Origin of the sequence: Streptomyces lasalocidi (genome assembly GCF_005280215.1) — a bacterium.
In the GTDB taxonomy this organism is placed as follows: Bacteria; Actinomycetota; Actinomycetes; order Streptomycetales; family Streptomycetaceae; genus Streptomyces; species Streptomyces longwoodensis.
In genome coordinates, this window is record NZ_SZNQ01000001.1 from 3346270 (window position 1) to 3362780 (window position 16511).

Annotated in this window: 13 protein-coding genes; 10 read left to right on the plus strand and 3 right to left on the minus strand. The window is 72.3% G+C overall.

The annotated features are described in order from the left end of the window. Nucleotides 1-54: 54 nt before the first annotated feature. The gene (locus E4U91_RS14815; RefSeq protein WP_137307298.1) at nucleotides 55-2901 is read right to left on the minus strand and encodes a penicillin acylase family protein; all 2847 of its coding nucleotides are present in this window, start codon (nucleotides 2899-2901) and stop codon (nucleotides 55-57) included. Between the two features lie 217 nt (nucleotides 2902-3118). Here E4U91_RS14815 and E4U91_RS14820 point away from each other — a divergent pair, with 217 nt between their 5' ends. From E4U91_RS14820 to mscL, 6 genes are all read left to right on the plus strand, one after another. Further along, nucleotides 3119-4687: a potassium/proton antiporter gene (locus tag E4U91_RS14820; protein WP_137307299.1), complete on the plus strand. Its 1569-nt coding sequence runs from the start codon at nucleotides 3119-3121 to the stop codon at nucleotides 4685-4687. A gap of 283 nt (nucleotides 4688-4970) precedes the next feature. Beyond that, nucleotides 4971-6263 carry an MFS transporter gene (locus E4U91_RS14825; protein WP_137307300.1) on the plus strand — a complete coding sequence of 431 codons (1293 nt, stop codon included), beginning with the start codon at nucleotides 4971-4973 and terminating at the stop codon, nucleotides 6261-6263. Nucleotides 6264-6330: 67 nt separating this feature from the next. After that, the gene (locus E4U91_RS14830; RefSeq protein WP_137307301.1) at nucleotides 6331-6669 is read left to right on the plus strand and encodes an FmdB family zinc ribbon protein; all 339 of its coding nucleotides are present in this window, start codon (nucleotides 6331-6333) and stop codon (nucleotides 6667-6669) included. A gap of 105 nt (nucleotides 6670-6774) precedes the next feature. Next, nucleotides 6775-7608 carry an S-methyl-5'-thioadenosine phosphorylase gene (locus E4U91_RS14835; protein ID WP_137307302.1) on the plus strand — a complete coding sequence of 278 codons (834 nt, stop codon included), beginning with the start codon at nucleotides 6775-6777 and terminating at the stop codon, nucleotides 7606-7608. Nucleotides 7609-7798: 190 nt separating this feature from the next. Continuing rightward, nucleotides 7799-8416, plus strand: coding sequence for a hypothetical protein (locus tag E4U91_RS14840; RefSeq protein WP_422070898.1), 618 nt, complete (start codon nucleotides 7799-7801; stop codon nucleotides 8414-8416). Between the two features lie 111 nt (nucleotides 8417-8527). Further along, nucleotides 8528-9004, plus strand: a complete 477-nt coding sequence (gene mscL / locus E4U91_RS14845) for a large conductance mechanosensitive channel protein MscL (RefSeq protein ID WP_137307303.1) — start codon at nucleotides 8528-8530, stop codon at nucleotides 9002-9004. A gap of 8 nt (nucleotides 9005-9012) precedes the next feature. On the opposite strand, the gene E4U91_RS14850 is transcribed toward mscL, so the two are convergent. Then, nucleotides 9013-9192, minus strand: a complete 180-nt coding sequence (locus tag E4U91_RS14850; protein WP_137307304.1) for a hypothetical protein — start codon at nucleotides 9190-9192, stop codon at nucleotides 9013-9015. Nucleotides 9193-9277: 85 nt separating this feature from the next. On the opposite strand from E4U91_RS14850, the gene E4U91_RS14855 reads away from it, so the two are divergent. From E4U91_RS14855 to E4U91_RS14870, 4 genes are all read left to right on the plus strand, one after another. Next, nucleotides 9278-10561, plus strand: a complete 1284-nt coding sequence (locus E4U91_RS14855) for a low temperature requirement protein A (RefSeq protein ID WP_137307305.1) — start codon at nucleotides 9278-9280, stop codon at nucleotides 10559-10561. A gap of 30 nt (nucleotides 10562-10591) precedes the next feature. Next, nucleotides 10592-11695 carry a P1 family peptidase gene (locus tag E4U91_RS14860; protein ID WP_137307306.1) on the plus strand — a complete coding sequence of 368 codons (1104 nt, stop codon included), beginning with the start codon at nucleotides 10592-10594 and terminating at the stop codon, nucleotides 11693-11695. Nucleotides 11696-11842: 147 nt separating this feature from the next. Continuing rightward, nucleotides 11843-13066 (plus strand): L,D-transpeptidase, encoded by a 1224-nt coding sequence (locus E4U91_RS14865; protein WP_137307307.1) that lies wholly within the window; start codon nucleotides 11843-11845, stop codon nucleotides 13064-13066. Between the two features lie 189 nt (nucleotides 13067-13255). After that, nucleotides 13256-14002: a DUF6227 family protein gene (locus E4U91_RS14870; RefSeq protein WP_137307308.1), complete on the plus strand. Its 747-nt coding sequence runs from the start codon at nucleotides 13256-13258 to the stop codon at nucleotides 14000-14002. A 173-nt stretch (nucleotides 14003-14175) separates the two neighbouring features. On the opposite strand, the gene E4U91_RS14875 is transcribed toward E4U91_RS14870, so the two are convergent. Next, nucleotides 14176-16350, minus strand: coding sequence for a PTS fructose transporter subunit IIABC (locus E4U91_RS14875; protein ID WP_137307309.1), 2175 nt, complete (start codon nucleotides 16348-16350; stop codon nucleotides 14176-14178). Nucleotides 16351-16511: the final 161 nt, after the last annotated feature.

Genomic DNA, 16511 nt, shown 5'->3' on the forward strand with positions numbered 1-16511 from the left:
GAGGGGCCCTCCCCGCGTGCGTGGAGGGCCCCTTCGCTCAGCTGCCGCCGTGGGTCACGGCTTGAGGACGAGGGTGTCCCTGGTGCTCTCGTCGACCGCCTTCTCGCCGAACGACCAGTCGAGCAGCTCCCCGTCGGCCCACTTGCCCGTCTGGTCGGTGTAGTGGGCGCTGAAGGCGTGCCCGGACGCGCCGGTGAGGTTGATCCACTTCGACTTGTCCAGGTCGTCGAGGTTGACGACCATCCGCATCGACGGCACCCAGACGACGCCGTAGCCGCCGGCCGCGTTCCAGCCGGTCGCGTCGACCGCGGCCTCGCCGCCGCCGAGCTTCCAGGGGCCGCGGTTCAGCACGCGCCGGACGAAGGACGGGCCGCTGGTGCCCAGGGTCTGGTTCTTCAGGAACAGGCGGTGCAGCCGGCCCCAGCTCCAGGTGTCGATGTCCTTGCCGAGCTTGGCGGTCAGCTCCCAGCGGGCGTCGACCATGGCCCGCTCGAACAGCTCGTCCCGGTTCGTGGCGGCGTCACGGGTGCCCGACTTGGGCGTGGTCCACCAGTCGCTGTCCGGCTTGTCCATCAGCGTGCGGACCACCTGGAACCAGCGGTCGCCGCCGTCCGGCTGCGCCTGGTCGGCGGCGCGCCGGCCGCACTCGCGCACCTTCTGGGCGCGGTCCACGGGACCGGTGCTGTTGACCGGGTCGACCCACAGGCACTGGCCCTCCACCCGCAGCTCCTTGGGCAGCTTGTTGCCGAAGGCGAGCTTGAGGATGTTGCGCCAGACCGCGTTGAAGTAGGCGGCGGCCGCCGAGTCGGCGTCCTGGGCGAAGCCCCAGCCCTGGAGCAGCTTCTGCGCCTCGCGGACGTCCGGGTCGTCCACGTTGATCTTCAGCAGCACGGGCACGAGCAGCTTGGCGATCTCGCTGTCGTTGTCCGTCTGCATCTGGCGCATGTCGTCGGTGGAGATCTTGCCGCCGCCTCTGATCTTGTACTTGATCAGGTCGGTGATGCGCTGGCTGCGGGTGCCGTAGCCCCAGTCCGTGGTGAGGGTGTAGGGGTACTTGTCCTCGTCGACGACGGCCTGGTTGGCGGTCACGATGTAGCCACGGCTGGGGTTGTACTCGTAGGGCAGCTCGTCGAACTTGATGGAGCCGGTCCAGCGGTACTTCGGCTTCCAGCCCGGCGCCGGGACGGAGCCGTCGACGCCCTTCGCGCGCGTGGGGATCTTCCCCGGCAGCTGGTAGCCGATGTTGCCCTCGGTGTCGGCGTAGACCAGGTTCTGCGAGGGGACGTCGAACTTCTTGGCCGCGGCCCGGAAGCCCTCCCAGTCCTTCGCCCTGTCCATGGCGAAGACGGCGTCCATGGTGGTGCCCGGCTCCAGCGCGGTCCACTTCAGGGCCACCGCGTAGCCGTCCGCGCGGTCGGGCGCGGCGGTGTCGACGGTGGCCTTCTTGCCGACCTTCACCAGCTCGTCGTCCCGGTCGGACAGCAGCGGCATCCCGTCGTCGGTCTGGCGCACGACGATCTTCCTGGCGGTGCCGCCGGCGACCTTGATGGTCTCCTCGCGCGTGACGAAGGGCCGGACCTTGTCGTCGTAGAGGTAGCCGTCGCCCGTCACCTTCTCCAGGTAGAGGTCGGTGACGTCGACGCCGGAGTTCGTCATGCCCCAGGCGATGTCCTGGTTGTGGCCGATGACCACACCGGGCATGCCGGCGAAGGTGTAGCCGGTGACGTCGTACTGGCACTTGCTGGAGACGGTGCGGCAGTGCAGGCCCATCTGGTACCAGACGGACGGGAGCGAGGCCGACAGGTGCGGGTCGTTGGCCAGCAGCGGCTTGCCGGTGATCGTGTACTGCCCGGACACGACCCAGGAGTTGGAACCGATGCCGTTGCCGTTCACGCCCACGGCGGTCGGCAGGTCGTCCAGGACGTCGGACAGGCCCGAGAGCTGTCCCTGCAGGGCCGAGCCCTCGGTGCCGCTGGAGGAGCCCGTGCCGCCGGACGAGCCGGTGCCGTCACCGGAGCCAGTGCCGTCACCGGAGCCGGAGCCGTCCGACGAGGTGCCGTCGGACGAGCCGCTCCCGCCGGTGGACGTGCCGTCGGACGAGCCCGAGCCGTTCTTCGACTGGAACGCCCCGGTCAGCTCGTCGTACTGGCCCTCCTGGACGATGGCCCGATTGCGGCTGTACGGGTACTGCGGATAGAGGTCGGCGATCTGCTGCGGGCCGAGACGGCTGGTCATCAGCGCCCGGTCGATCTCGTCCTGCATGTTGCCGCGCAGGTCCCAGGCCATCGCCTTCAGCCAGGAGACCGAGTCGACCGGGGTCCACTTCGACGGCTTGTAGTCGTTGGTGAAGCCGAGCGCCGCGTACTCCAGGGAGATGTCCTCGCCGTCCTTGCCGTCGAGGTAGGCGTTGACGCCCTCGGCGTAGGCCTGCAGGTACTTCTTCGTGGCGGCGGACAGCTCGCTGTCGTACTCCCGCTGGGCGATCCGGTCCCAGCCGAGGGTGCGCAGGAATTCGTCGTTCTTCACCTGGCTCTTGCCGAACATCTCCGACAGCCGCCCGGAGGTCATGTGGCGGCGGACGTCCATCTCGTAGAACCGGTCCTGCGCCTGGACGTAGCCCTGCGCCTTGAACAGGTCCTCGTCGGAGGAGGCGTAGATCTGCGGGATGCCGTAGCCGTCCCGCTTCACGTCGACCGGGCCGGACAGGCCGGGGAGCGTGATCGAACCCTTGGTCTGCGGGAAGGATGCGCGCACGGTGCTGATGGACCAGTAGGCACCGAAAGCGATGCCGCCGACGAGGGCCAGCACCAGCACAAGCACGATCAAACGGGCTTTGCGCCCCTTCTTCCTGCCGGACTTGCCGGGCTTGTCACCCGTTGTGGCGGTGGTGTTGGGGGGCATCGCTGTCCTTGCTGTCCTAACGCGAGCGGCAGGTCGGGCTGTGACTTCGAATGAGCGCTGGAGCAACCATAGGCGCAGGGCCCCGAGCCACTTGACGCGGAGTCGGCAACCAGCGCGCAAGGACGTTCGATCACGCCTCGGCGAGCGTCAAGAAATCGTCAAGAGTTAGGTAAGGTAATGAAGTAGTCGGGTGCGCGGCGGCGTCGCTTCGTGTCCGATGGACGGGTGCGCCGACGCGTCACGCGCGTGCGCCAGGGAAAGGGAACCGCCGCTGACTGTTCACCACCTCAACCAGCTCCTGCTCGTCTGCTCGATCGTCCTGCTCGTCGCCGTCGCAGCGGTCCGGATCTCCTCGCGCAGCGGGCTCCCCAGCCTGCTCGTGTACCTGGGCATCGGCGTCCTCATGGGCCAGGACGGCATCGGCGACATCCGCTTCGACAACGCCGAGCTCACCCAGGTCATCGGCTACGCCGCCCTGGTCGTGATCCTCGCCGAGGGCGGACTCGGCACGAAGTGGACGCAGATCCGACCGGTGCTCCCGGCCGCCTCCGTGCTGGCGCTGGCGGGGGTCGCGGTGAGCGTCGGGGTCACCGCGGCCGGCGCGCACTACCTGGTCGGGCTGGACTGGCGGCAGGCGCTCATCATCGGCGCCGTGGTCTCCTCCACCGACGCCGCGGCCGTCTTCTCGGTGCTGCGCCGCATCCCCCTCCCCGCGCGCGTGACGGGCATGCTGGAGGCCGAGTCCGGCTTCAACGACGCCCCCGTGGTCATCCTGGTCGTCGCCTTCTCCCGGACCGGACCCGTCGAGCACTGGTACGTGCTGATCGGCGAGATAGCGCTGGAGCTGGTCATCGGCGCCGCCATCGGGCTCGCCGTCGGCTGGGCGGGCGCCTGGGGCCTGCGCCACGTCGCCCTGCCCGCCTCCGGCCTCTATCCGATCGCCGTCCTGGCCATCGCGGTCGCCGCCTACGCCGGCGGCGCGCTGGCCCACGGCAGCGGCTTCCTCGGCGTGTACCTGGCCTCGATGGTGCTGGGGAACGCGAAGTTGCCGCACTGGCCGGCCACGCGCGGGTTCGCCGACGGGCTGGGCTGGATCGCGCAGATCGGCATGTTCGTGCTGCTCGGCCTGCTGGTCACCCCGCACGAACTGGGCGACGACGTGGTGCCCGCGCTGCTCATCGGGCTGGTGCTCACCATGGTCGCGCGGCCGCTGAGCGTCGTGCTGTGCCTGACGCCGTTCCGGCTGCCCTGGCAGGAGCAGGCGCTGATGTCGTGGGCCGGGCTGCGCGGCGCCGTGCCCATCATCCTGGCGACGATCCCCATGGTCAGCGGCATCGAGGGCAGCCGTCGCGTCTTCAACATCGTCTTCGTCCTGGTCGTCGTCTACACCCTCGTCCAGGGGCCGACGCTGCCCTGGCTCGCCCGCACGCTGCGGCTGGGCGGCGAGTCCGAGGCCACCGACCTCGGCATCGAGTCGGCGCCGCTGGAGCGGCTGCGCGGGCACCTGCTGTCGGTCGTCATCCCGGAGGGTTCCCGGATGCACGGCGTCGAGATCAACGAGCTGCGGCTGCCGGCCGGGGCCGCGGTCACCCTCGTCGTCCGCGAGGGGACGTCGTTCGTGCCGATGCCCACGACCGTCCTGCGCCGCGGCGACGAACTGCTCGTCGTGGCCACCGACCCGGTGCGCGACGCGGCCGAGGCGCGCCTGCGCGCGGTGGGCCGCGGCGGCAAGCTGGCCGGCTGGCTGGGCACGGGCGGCGGGGGCGGCCGGACCCCGCACGGCTAGTGCGTTTCGTGCGCGTTTCACCCCGTTCACCGCTCTGCCATTCACAGGTGAACATCTGTGTGGTGCTCGTTTTCACAGCCCTGACCGGGTCCGGCCCCGGTATCATGAAGGCGCACCTTGATCGGACCAACTCTGCCTGACGCAGAGCTGGCGCGACCGTATGGCGGCCGGACAGCCCTTCCGCGGCGACCACCGGTATCTACCGCAGTACGCGCAAGAGGACAGCTCTCGGCGCGCCCTGGTGCCAGGGGCCGCGCTACCAGGCGGCAGAAAGGCACGGGCCGTGGCATCCACGGTCACCTCCGAGCCGTCGACGAACTCGCCGGCCTCGTCCCGCCCGGGATACGGACAGCTGCTGCGCACCCGCGGCGCCTGGACGTTCCTGCTGCCGGGCTTCGCGGCACGCCAGCCGTTCGCGATGCTCACCCTCTCCATCGTGCTGCTCGTGCAGCACACCACCGGCTCGTACGGCGCCGCGGGCGCCGCCGCGGCCGTCACCGGCGTCTCCATGGCGCTGTTCGCCCCCTACAGCGGCCGCCTGGCCGACCGCTACGGGCAGCGCACCGTGCTGATCCCCGGCGTCCTCGTGCACACCCTGTCCGGCGTCGGCCTGACCGTCCTCGCGCTGGCGCACGCGCCCCTGTGGGCGCTGTTCGCCGCGGCCGTGCCGACCGGCGCCTCCGTCCCGCAGGTCGGGCCCATGGTGCGGGCCCGCTGGGGCGCGAAGCTCAAGGGCTCGCCCCTGATGACGACCGCGGCGGCCTTCGAGTCCGTCACCGACGAGCTGACCTTCGTCGTCGGACCGCTGCTGGCCACCGCCCTGTGCACCGCCGTCCACCCGGCCGGCGGCCTGCTCACCGAGGCGACGCTGACCCTGGTCGGCGGTCTGCTGTTCGCCGCGCAGCGCGGCACCCAGCCGCCGGTCGCCCCGGCCGGCCACGCACGCGTGGAGCACGCCCCCGCCCTGCGCGTGCCCGGCGTGCGCGTGCTGATCGTGACGTTCCTCGGCATCGGGTCGGTGTTCGGCGGCATGCAGGTGTCGCTCGCCGCGTTCACCGAGTCGATCGGCGAGCCCGGCCTGAACGGCGTCCTGTACGGCGTCTTCGCCGCCGGCAACATGCTCTCCGGCGTCGTCTGCGGCGCCGTCGCCTGGAAGGTGGCCCCGCAGCGCCGCCTGCTCGTCGGGTACGCCGCCCTCGCCCTGGCCGCGTCCGGCCTGTGGGCCGCGCACTCCGTCCTGCTGCTCGCCGGCCTGGGCCTGCTGGTCGGCATGTGCATCGCGCCCGCGCTGATCACCGGCTACACCCTGGTCGAGGGCCTGGTCCCGGCCGGGGCCCGCACCGAGGCGTTCACCTGGCTGACCGGCGCGGTGGCGCTGGGGCAGGCGGCCGCCGTGACGGTCGCCGGGCAGCTGGAGGACCGGGTCGGCGGCGGCGCCGGGTTCCTGGTGCCGATGGCCGGCACGGTGCTGGCGCTGGTGACCCTGGTGGCGCTGCGTTCACGGCTGGTGGCACCGGCCCGCGAGCGCACCGTCGCGCGTGGCGTGGGTCACCGCGAGCCGGTGGCAGTGGACTGAACCCGGGGAATGCGTCACTATGGATCGTCGTTAGCACTCATTGAGTGAGAGTGCCAGGAGGAAGACAGTGCCGACCTACCAGTACCAGTGCACCGAGTGCGGCGAGGGCCTCGAGGCGGTGCAGAAGTTCACCGACGACGCCCTGACCGAGTGCCCCAACTGCGGTGGCCGCCTCAAGAAGGTGTTCTCCGCGGTCGGCATCGTCTTCAAGGGCTCCGGGTTCTACCGCAACGACAGCCGCGGCTCCTCGTCGAGCAGCGCGCCGGCGTCCTCGAAGTCGTCGACGACCTCTTCGTCGTCCTCGTCTTCCGCGTCGACGTCGTCCTCGTCGTCCGACTCGTCGAGCTCCTCCGGGTCGTCGTCGAGCTCGTCGTCGTCGAGCTCCAGCAGCTCTTCCGCCGCGTAAGGCGTCGTCGGGTACCCGCCCGTACCGCGTTCCGGGCCCCGCCGTCGGTGACGGTGGGGCTTTCGGCGTGCCGACGGCCCCGCGCGTCCGGCTAGTGTGCTGGTCATGGCGAACGCAGAGATCGGCGTAATCGGCGGCTCGGGCTTCTACTCGTTCCTCGAGGACGTCACCGAGATCCAGGTGGACACCCCGTACGGGGCGCCCAGCGACTCCCTCTTCCTCGGCGAGGTCGCGGGCCGGCGGGTCGCTTTCCTGCCCCGGCACGGTCGCGGCCACCACCTGCCGCCCCACCGGATCAACTACCGGGCCAACCTGTGGGCGCTGCGCTCGGTGGGCGTGCGCCAGGTGCTCGGCCCCTGCGCGGTGGGCGGGCTGCGGCCCGAGTACGGCCCCGGCACGCTGCTCGTCCCCGACCAGCTGGTCGACCGGACGAAGTCCCGGGTGAACACCTACTTCGACGGGCTCCCGCTGCCCGACGGCACCGTGCCGAACGTGGTGCACGTGTCGCTGGCCGACCCCTACTGCCCGACGGGCCGGGCGGCGGCGCTCAAGGCGGCGCGGGGCCGTGACTGGGAGCCGGTCGACGGCGGCACGCTGGTGGTCGTCGAGGGCCCGCGCTTCTCGACCCGCGCCGAGTCGCTGTGGCACCAGGCCCAGGGCTGGTCGGTGGTGGGCATGACGGGCCACCCCGAGGCGGCCCTGGCCCGCGAACTCGAGCTCTGCTACACGTCCCTGACCCTGGCCACCGACCTCGACGCGGGCGCCGAGACCGGCGAGGGCGTCTCCCACGACGAGGTCCTGCGCGTCTTCGCGGCGAACGTCGACCGTCTGCGGGGCGTGCTCTTCGACGCGGTGGCCGCGCTGCCGGTGACGGCCGAGCGGGACTGCCTGTGCGCGAACGCGCTGGGCGGGATGGATCCGGGGTTCGAGCTGCCGTGACGTGATCTGACGGGGCTGGGGAGGGCGGGGCCCGGAAGTACGGGGCCCGGGATGACGCGGGCGCGGAAGTGCTCGTTCGGGTGAGGGAGTTGTCCACAACCGGCCGGTGACGCACCGGTTCCGGCGGGCTTCGGCGACCGGCCCCATCGTGGGACTCGCAAGCCGATCCCTCGCCGCAGGTGGTGATCCCGTGCCGCTCCCTCAGCCCGCCCCCACGTCAGCCCTGTCCGCCCCGTCCCCTCTGTGTCCCGCGCCGCCGGGTGCGGACGCGCCGCCGCCCTGCGAGGTGCCGTACTTCCCGCCCGTGCGGGTGCGCGGCAGGCGGTTTTCCTTGCGGCGGCTCGTACGGTCCCGGAGGCGGGCCGTGGCGCTGGGGCTCGCCGTCACCGCGGCCGCGCTCGTGGCGGCCGGCCCGACGGACGAGGGCGGCCGCGCCCGCGGTCACGGGGCCGGCGACCCGCCCGCCCGTACGCCGACGGCGTCGGCCGGTCCCGTACGGCGGGGTCCGCCCGCCGAGCCCGTGTCGGCGCCGGTGCGGATCGCGGACGCGGCCACGGTGCGGCTGCTGCGCCCCGGAGACCGGGTCGACGTGATCGCCGCCGAGCAGACGGAGATGGGGGCGGGGACGGGGGCGGGGACGGGCGCCCGGGTCGTGGCGCGCGGGGCGGTGGTGACGCGGATCCCGGAGGCCGGCGACGTCGGCGACGTCGGCGAAGGTGCGCTGGTCGTCCTGTCGGTGCCCCGGTCCACGGCGGTGCGCCTGGTGGGGGCGGGGGCGACGGCGCGGCTGGCGGTGGCCCTGTGGTGAGGCGATCAAGTAACACGATCGTGCTACCCGATGGGACAGGCCGAGGTGACGCTGCCGTAGGTTGCAGGACTGTTTGCTCCACAACCTGTGCGTACGAGGAGAGTCACCGAGGTGAAGGAAAAGAAGGAACCCACCGTCTGGCAGGGCTTCAAGGCCTTCCTGATGCGCGGGAACGTCGTCGACCTGGCAGTCGCGGTGGTCATCGGCGCCGCCTTCACGAACATCGTCAACTCGGTGGTGAAGGGTGTGATCAACCCGCTGGTCGGGGCGATCGGCACCAAGAACCTCGACAGCTACAGCTCGTGCCTCAAGGGCCCCTGTGTGAAGACCGCGGACGGCTCGGTCTCCCACGGCGTGATGATCCTGTGGGGTTCCGTCCTCGGCGCGACGCTCACCTTCGTGATCACCGCGGCCGTCGTCTACTTCCTGATGGTCCTGCCGATGTCGAAGTACCTCGCCCGCGTCGAGGCCCGCAGGAAGGCACGCGAGGGCACCCGCGAGATCATCGAGGTGACCGAGCTGGAGGTCCTGAAGGAGATCCGCGACGCCCTCGTCTCCCAGCGGGGCTCGGCTCACAGCCGCGAGTAGGCGCGCTGTCAGATGTGGTGCGGCGGCTTCTCGTCGAGGAAGCGCTTGAGGTCGGCGGCGCTGTCGGTGCCGGACGGCTGTTCGCCCCAGCCGCGGTCCGTGTCGTCGGAGGACTGCTGGTCCAGCGGGTCGTCGAAGACGAGCGCCGGCCTGGGCTCGCGCGGCTCGGGGGCGGGAGGGGTGCTCATGCGTCCAGGGTACGGGCCGGGGAGGACACGGGTCCGTGGGCCGCTGGGCGGGCTTTCCGGGGGTTCGTCTGCTGTGCTGGGACCCATGACAACCGGTTCGACTTCGCACTCCCCTTCCCCCTCGCCCTCCTCGTCCTCCTCGTCTCCCTCGTCCTCTTCTTCCCCCTCCGCCCCTCGGACGCGGCCGGTGCGCAGGCTCGTCGCCCGGGGGCGGGGCGAGGCGCACCGGGTGGCCTCGCCGCTCGAGCTGTTCTTCGACCTGTGCTTCGTGGTCGCCATCGCCCAGGCCGGGGCGGCGCTGGTGCACGCGGTCGCGGAGGGGCACGCGGGACAGGGCGTCCTGGACTACGCGATGGTGTTCTTCGCCATCTGGTGGGCGTGGATGAACTTCACCTGGTTCGCCTCGGCCTACGACAACGACGACGTGCCGTACCGGGTCGTCACGCTCGTGCAGATCGCCGGGGTGCTCGTGCTGGCCGCCGGGGTGTCGCGGGCCTTCGGCGAGCACGACTTCGTGGTCGTGTGGCTCGGATACCTGATCATGCGGCTGGCGCTGGCCGCCCAGTGGCTGCGCGCCGCCCGCGCGGCCGAGGGCGCCGAGCGGACCACGGCACTGCGCTACGCCTCCGGTGTGCTGCTGTGCATGGTCGGCTGGCTGGGGCTCGTCGTGCTGCCGGAGCCGGCCCGGCCGTGGGTGTTCCTGGTGATGGTGATCGCGGAGCTGAGCGTGCCGATGGTCGCGGAGCGGGACTTCATGACGTCCTGGCACCCGCACCACATCGCCGAGCGGTACGGGCTGTTCACGATCATCGTGCTCGGCGAGACGATCGCGGCGGCCACGGTCGCCGTGAAGTCGGCGGTCGACGAGCACGACGCGCTGGGCGAGCTGGTGCCGATCGCGGTGGGTGGGCTGCTGATCGTGTTCGCGGCCTGGTGGATCTACTTCGTGGTGCCGATCCACGGGCACCTGCGGTCCAGCGCGCAGGCGTTCCTGTGGGGGTACGGCCACTACCTGATCTTCGCGTCGGCGGCGGCGATCGGCGCCGGCCTGGAGGTGGCGGTGGAGCAGGCGGTCGGCACGGCCCACGTGTCGACGACGGCCGCGTCCGCCGCCGTGACGGTGCCGACCGCGCTGTTCCTGCTCACGGTGTGGGCGCTGCACGCCCGGCACTTCAAGGTGGGCCTCGCCCAGCAGCTGGTGCTGCCGGTCACCGCGCTGCTGGTCATCGGCTGCACGTTCCTCGGTGAGGGGGCGGTTCTCGCGGCGGGCCTGGTGTGCGCGCTCGCGGTGGCCACGGGCACCACGCTGACGGCGCGTGCGGAGGCGCGGGAGGACACGGCGAGGCAGGCCTCGGACGCCGTCGGCTGACAGCCGGTTGCGTGGGTGACACTGGCTGCCATGACAGTCGACGCTGTGACGGACGTGGCCGGGGTGCGGGTGGGGCACGCGACGCGGGTGGGCGGCGGGTGGCTCACCGGTACGACCGTCGTCCTCGCCCCGAAGGGCGGGGCGGTGGCCGCCGTGGACGTGCGCGGGGGCGGGCCCGGGACGAAGGAGACCGACGCGCTCGACCCGCGCAACCTCGTGCAGCGGGTCGAGGCGGTCGTCCTGACCGGCGGCAGCGCCTACGGGCTGGACGCGGCCTCCGGGGTGATGGCCTGGCTGGAGGAGCAGGGGCGCGGGGTGCGCGTCGGGCCGGAGCCCACGCACGTGGTGCCGGTCGTGCCGGCCGCCTGTGTCTTCGACCTGGGGCGTGGGGGCGACTTCCGGGCCCGGCCGGACGCGGCCACGGGGCGGGCCGCGGTGGAGGCCGCGGCGGCGACCCCGCCGGGGGCGCCGGTGACGGAGGGCTGTGTGGGCGCCGGGGCGGGTGCGGTGATCGGCGCGTTGAAGGGCGGGGTCGGCACGGCGAGCGTCGTCCTCGACTCGGGGATCACGGTGGGCGCGCTGGTGGTGGCCAACGCCGTGGGCTCACCGGTGGATCCGGCGACGGGCGCGTTGTACGGGGAGTGGTACGAGGGGCGGCGCCTGCGGCTCCCCGACGAGGACGTGCACGAGGCCGCGCTCCGGCGGCTCGCGGAGAACGCCGCCAGGAACGCTCCCCCGCCGCTGAACACCACGCTCGCGGTGGTCGTCACCGACGCCCGCCTGTCCAAGGCACAGGCGCAGAAGCTGGCGGGCACGGCGCACGACGGCATCGCCCGCGCCGTACGGCCGGTGCACCTGCTGCACGACGGGGACACGGTGTTCGCCCTCGCGACGGGCGCCCGGCCCCTCGCCAGGGCGACCCAGGACCAGCAGCAGCCCCCCGCCGAGGACGCGCGGCCCGGTGGGGACCCGGCGGTCGTCGACGACCCCCTAGCGCTGAACGACGTGCTCGCCGCCGGCGCGGACGTGGTGACGCGGGCCATCGTGCGGGCGGTGCGCGCGGCGGAGCCGGTGGAGTCGGCGGGCGGCGCGTGGCCGTCGTACACGGAGCTCTACGGGGTCGGACGCGGGTAGGGGGACCCGGCCCGGTCCGTGATTGTCCCGGTTCTGTCACGTGATGGTGTCCGGCTCGGTGCGGGCGGAACCCCGCGCCGGGTCCCGCCCCTCTTCCTGGTCGTACTGGAGCGGACACCCGCACATCACCTGAAGCTGGAGCAGCCCGTGACAACGCCGGACATTGCAGCGCGGCGCGTACTGGGGGCCGCGGCCGCCCTCGTGGTCGGCGCCCTGACCCTGACCGCCTGCGGAGGCGACGCCGACGCCGACGCCGACCGTGACGCCAAGGGCGGCAGCGGCGGCGCGAAGACGTCGACCGCGCAGATAGCCATCTCGGCCAAGGACGGTTCGACGGGGGCGTCGATCAACACGACCGGCGTCCGCGTGTCGGACGGCCGGCTGGCCACCGTACGGATGACGGTGGCCGGTTCGGGCGCGGAGGTGCCCGGCGCACTGTCGGCGGACGGGAAGAGCTGGAAGCCGAAGGAGCAGCTGGAGCGGGGTACGAAGTACCAGATATCGGCCACGGCCAAGGACGGCGAGGGCCGCACCTCGGCGGCCAACTCGATCTTCACGACGGTCAGTTCGGACAACAGCTTCATCGGCACGTACACGCCGGACGCGGGCAGCACCGTCGGGGTGGGCATGCCGGTGTCGTTCACGTTCGACAAGGCGATCAGCGACCGCAAGGCGGTGCAGTCGCACATCACGGTCACGTCGAGCAGCGGGCAGCAGGTCGTCGGGCACTGGTTCGGCACGCAGCGCCTGGACTTCCGGCCGCAGGAGTACTGGAAGGCCGGTTCCAAGGTCACCATGCGGATCGACCTGGACGGGGTCGAGGGCGCCAACGGGGTGCTCGGGGTGCAGAAGAAGACGGTGACCTTCACGGTCGGGCGCTCGCAGGTGTCCACCGTGGACGTCGACACGCAGACCATGACGGTCGTCCGGGACGGCCAGCTCCTCAAGTCGGTGCCGATCTCGTCGGGCAGCCCGGAGCACACCACGTACAACGGACAGATGGTGATCTCCGAGAAGTTCGTGCAGACCCGCATGAACAGCCGGACGGTCGGGCTGGGCGGGGAGTACGACATCCCGGACGTGCCGCACGCGATGCGGCTGACGCAGTCGGGCACGTTCATCCACGGCAACTACTGGTACAACCAGGGCAATCCGCCCTTCGGCCGGGAGGGCACCAGCCACGGCTGCGTGGGGCTCGCGGACGTGCAGGGCGCGCAGGGCGCGAGCTCGGCCCAGTGGTTCTACGACAACTCGCTCGTCGGTGACGTGGTCGTGGTGAAGAACTCCCCCGACAAGACGGTCGCGCCGGACAACGGCCTCAACGGCTGGAACCTGTCGTGGGGCGAGTGGCAGGCGGGGAGCGCGGTGTGAGCGGGCGCACTTCTGCCCCAACACGCCGCTGACCGGCGATTTCTGATGGAAAGCAGGGCCGCGCGGGAACATCTCGCGCGGCCCGCGCGTTTTCCCGGCGTACGTTTTCTCGGTTCCCGGACATGATGTCCGGCCGAGGGGCTACGGTATGCACCCACAAGGTGACATGCAGCAACGCCGGGAGAAACCTTGAGCGTTCCGTACGAGACGACAGCGTACGAACCAGCCGAGTCGCCCGAGTCTCCGGAGGAGCACCTCGCGCGGCTCCTGGGTCGCGCCCTGAACTCCTTCGAACTGCCGGACGACACGATACGGCAGCTCGACTGCGCGCTCGCGCACGACAGTTCGCTGCACTCGGCGCACCACAGCGCGGGTCTGCACCGTGAGACGTACCGGCACACCTGGCTGCTGGCCGACGGCTCGGCGCTGACCCTGTGGGAACTCGTCCACAACACCGCGCCGGGCAGTGAACCGCAGCACGAGGTGTACGTCGACGAGGAGGAGCTGCGCGCCGCCACCGGCCGCCTGCCCCTGCCGCCGGACACCCCGGACTTCGAACTGCCGGTGCTGGTCCAGCTGTCCCCGATCCCCACGCCCCGCCACGAGTACCTGCCGGACGACTCGGCCGACCACGCCCGCCGTCTGCTGCGCCGCGCGGAGAACGCGGACCGGCCGGGACAGGACCTGGCCGACCTGCTGAGCACCGCGTGCGCCCACCAGATCACCCAGGCGTTCGGCCGTCCCTGCCGGGCGGGCCGCATCCGGCTCGGATACGCGCTCTACGAGCACGCGTTCCTGCTGCGCGACGGCCGCGAGATCTCCCTGTGGGAGGTCGAGCACACGGCCACGCCCGACGGCCGGCACATGTGCGAGGTGTACCCGTCGGAGGCGGAGGCCCGCGAGGCGATGGAGCGCCGGGCGGCGCAGGTGGGCTGACCCGCGCCCGGGCCCCACACCCGAGCGGCCGACCACGCACCCCCGAGGGGTTCCGCGGTCGGCCGTCGTCGTACGGTCCCGGTTCCCGTCCCGGTCTCGCTCCCGGTCCAATGCCGGTGCCGGTGCGGGCGGGGTGCCGGTGTCGGTGCCCGTGAAGGCTCCCGTCCGTCCGTTCACGCCGCGACCGGCTGCTCCTTCCGTCCCGGCGCCGTCGGCGTGGTGCCGCCGTCCGCCGTCCCCGTGGGCGTGGCGCCCGGGGCCGGCTTGCGCAAGCCCTTGAGCAGGACGACCAGGGCGGTGGTGGCGCAGACGCCGGCCGCGATGGCGACCAGGTAGAGCAGTGGGTTGCCGATCAGCGGGACCACGAAGATGCCGCCGTGCGGGGCGCGCAGGGTGGCGCCGGACGCCATCGACAGGGCACCGGTGATTGCGCCGCCCACCATCGAGGAGGGGATGACGCGCAGCGGGTCCGCCGCGGCGAACGGGATCGCGCCCTCGGAGATGAAGGAGGCACCCAGCACCCAGGCGGCCTTGCCGTTCTCGCGCTCGGTCGGGGTGAACAGCTTGCCGCGCACGGTCGTGGCCAGGGCCATCGACAGCGGCGGGACCATGCCGGCGGCCATCACCGCGGCCATGATCTTCATCGCCGAGTCGCCCGGGTCGGAGACCGCGATGCCGGCGGTGGCGAAGGTGTACGCGACCTTGTTGACCGGGCCGCCGAGGTCGAAGCACATCATCAGGCCGAGCAGCGCGCCGAGCAGGACGGCGTTGGTGCCGGTGAGGCCGCCCAGCCAGTCGGTCATGGCCTTCTGGGCGGAGGCGATGGGCTTGCCGATCACCACGAACATCAGGAACCCGACGATCGCCGAGGAGATCAGCGGGATCACCACCACCGGCATGATGCCCCGCAGGGCCGCCGGGATGCGCACCCGCTGGATCGCCATCACCACGCCACCGGCGATCAGACCGGCGGCCAGACCGCCGAGGAAGCCCGCGTTGATGGTGAGTGAGATGGCGCCGCCCACGAAGCCGGGGACCAGGCCCGGCCGGTCGGCCATGCCGTAGGCGATGTACCCGGCGAGGACCGGGACCAGGAAGCCGAAGGCCACGCCGCCGATCTGGAAGAGCAGCGCGCCCCAGCTGTCGGCCTGGGTCCAGATGAAGTGGTCCATCACCGACGGCGCCTTGTTGATCTTGTAGCCGCCGATGGCGAAGCCGAGGGCGATCAGCAGACCGCCCGCCGCGACGAACGGGACCATGTAACTCACGCCGGACATCAGCCACGTGCGCAGCTTCGTGCCGTAGCCCTCGGTGGAGTCCCCGGCCCGCTCCACCGGCGTGCCCGGGTCCTGACCGGCGGCCGCCGGTGCCGTGGTCTCGCCGCGGGCCGCCTTCTCGCGGACCTCGGCGATCAGCTCGGCGGGGCGGTTGATGCCCGCCTTCACGCCGACGTCCACGGTCGGCTTGCCCGCGAAGCGGTCCTTCTCCCGGACCGGCACGTCGTGCGCGAAGATCACGGCGTCCGCCGCGGCGATCACCGCCGGGTCGAGCCGGGTGAAGCCCGCCGAGCCCTGCGGCTCGACGGTGATCTCGACGCCCGCCTCGCGGCCGGCGTTCTCCAGGGACTCGGCCGCCATGTAGGTGTGGGCGATGCCGGTCGGGCAGGAGGTGACGGCGACGATGCGGAACGGGCCCTCGGCGGAACCAGCGGCCGGGTCCACCGTGGCGGACCTGGCAGGCGTCGCGGCTCCGGCCGCGGCCGGGGCCGTACGGCCCGCCGTGGCGCCGGCGGAGGCCGCCCCCGGCGCCACGGCGGAGTCCTGGGAGGCCGAGGCCGGGGCCGAGGCGGAGTCGTCGGAGGCCGGGGCAGCGCTCAGGGCGTCCGTCCCACCGGCCGCCCGCGGCGCCTCGTCCCCGCGGATCAGGGCCACCGCACCCTCCGCGTCCGGCACCGACCGCAGCGCGGCGGTGAAGTCGGCGTTCATCAGCTGGCGGGCCAGGGACGACAGGATCGTCAGGTGGGCGTCGTCCGCGCCGGCCGGCGCGGCGATGAGGAAGATCAGGTCGGCCGGGCCGTCCGGGGCGCCGAAGTCGATGCCCGCGGCGCTGCGCCCGAAGGCGAGCGTCGGCTCGGTGACGTGCGCGCTGCGGCAGTGCGGGATGCCGATGCCGCCGTCCAGGCCGGTCGGCATCTGGGCCTCGCGGGCGGCCACGTCGGCGAGGAAGCCGTCGAGGTCGGTCACCCGGCCCTGGGCGACCATGCGCTCGGCGAGGGATCGCGCCGCCGCTTCCTTGGTGTCGGCGGACAGGTCGAGATCGACCAGGTCCGCGGTGATCATGTCGCTCATCGCGGGCTCCTTCGCACGCGTATCGCCCGGGCAGTCAGGGGGTGGGCGTGATGGGGGACGGGGGTGCTGCGGGGGGCTGCCGGAGGCAGGGGGAGGACCAGGTGCAGGTGCGGGTGCTGGGGCTGGGGCTGGGGCTGGGGGCGGACGGCGGCGAGCAACGG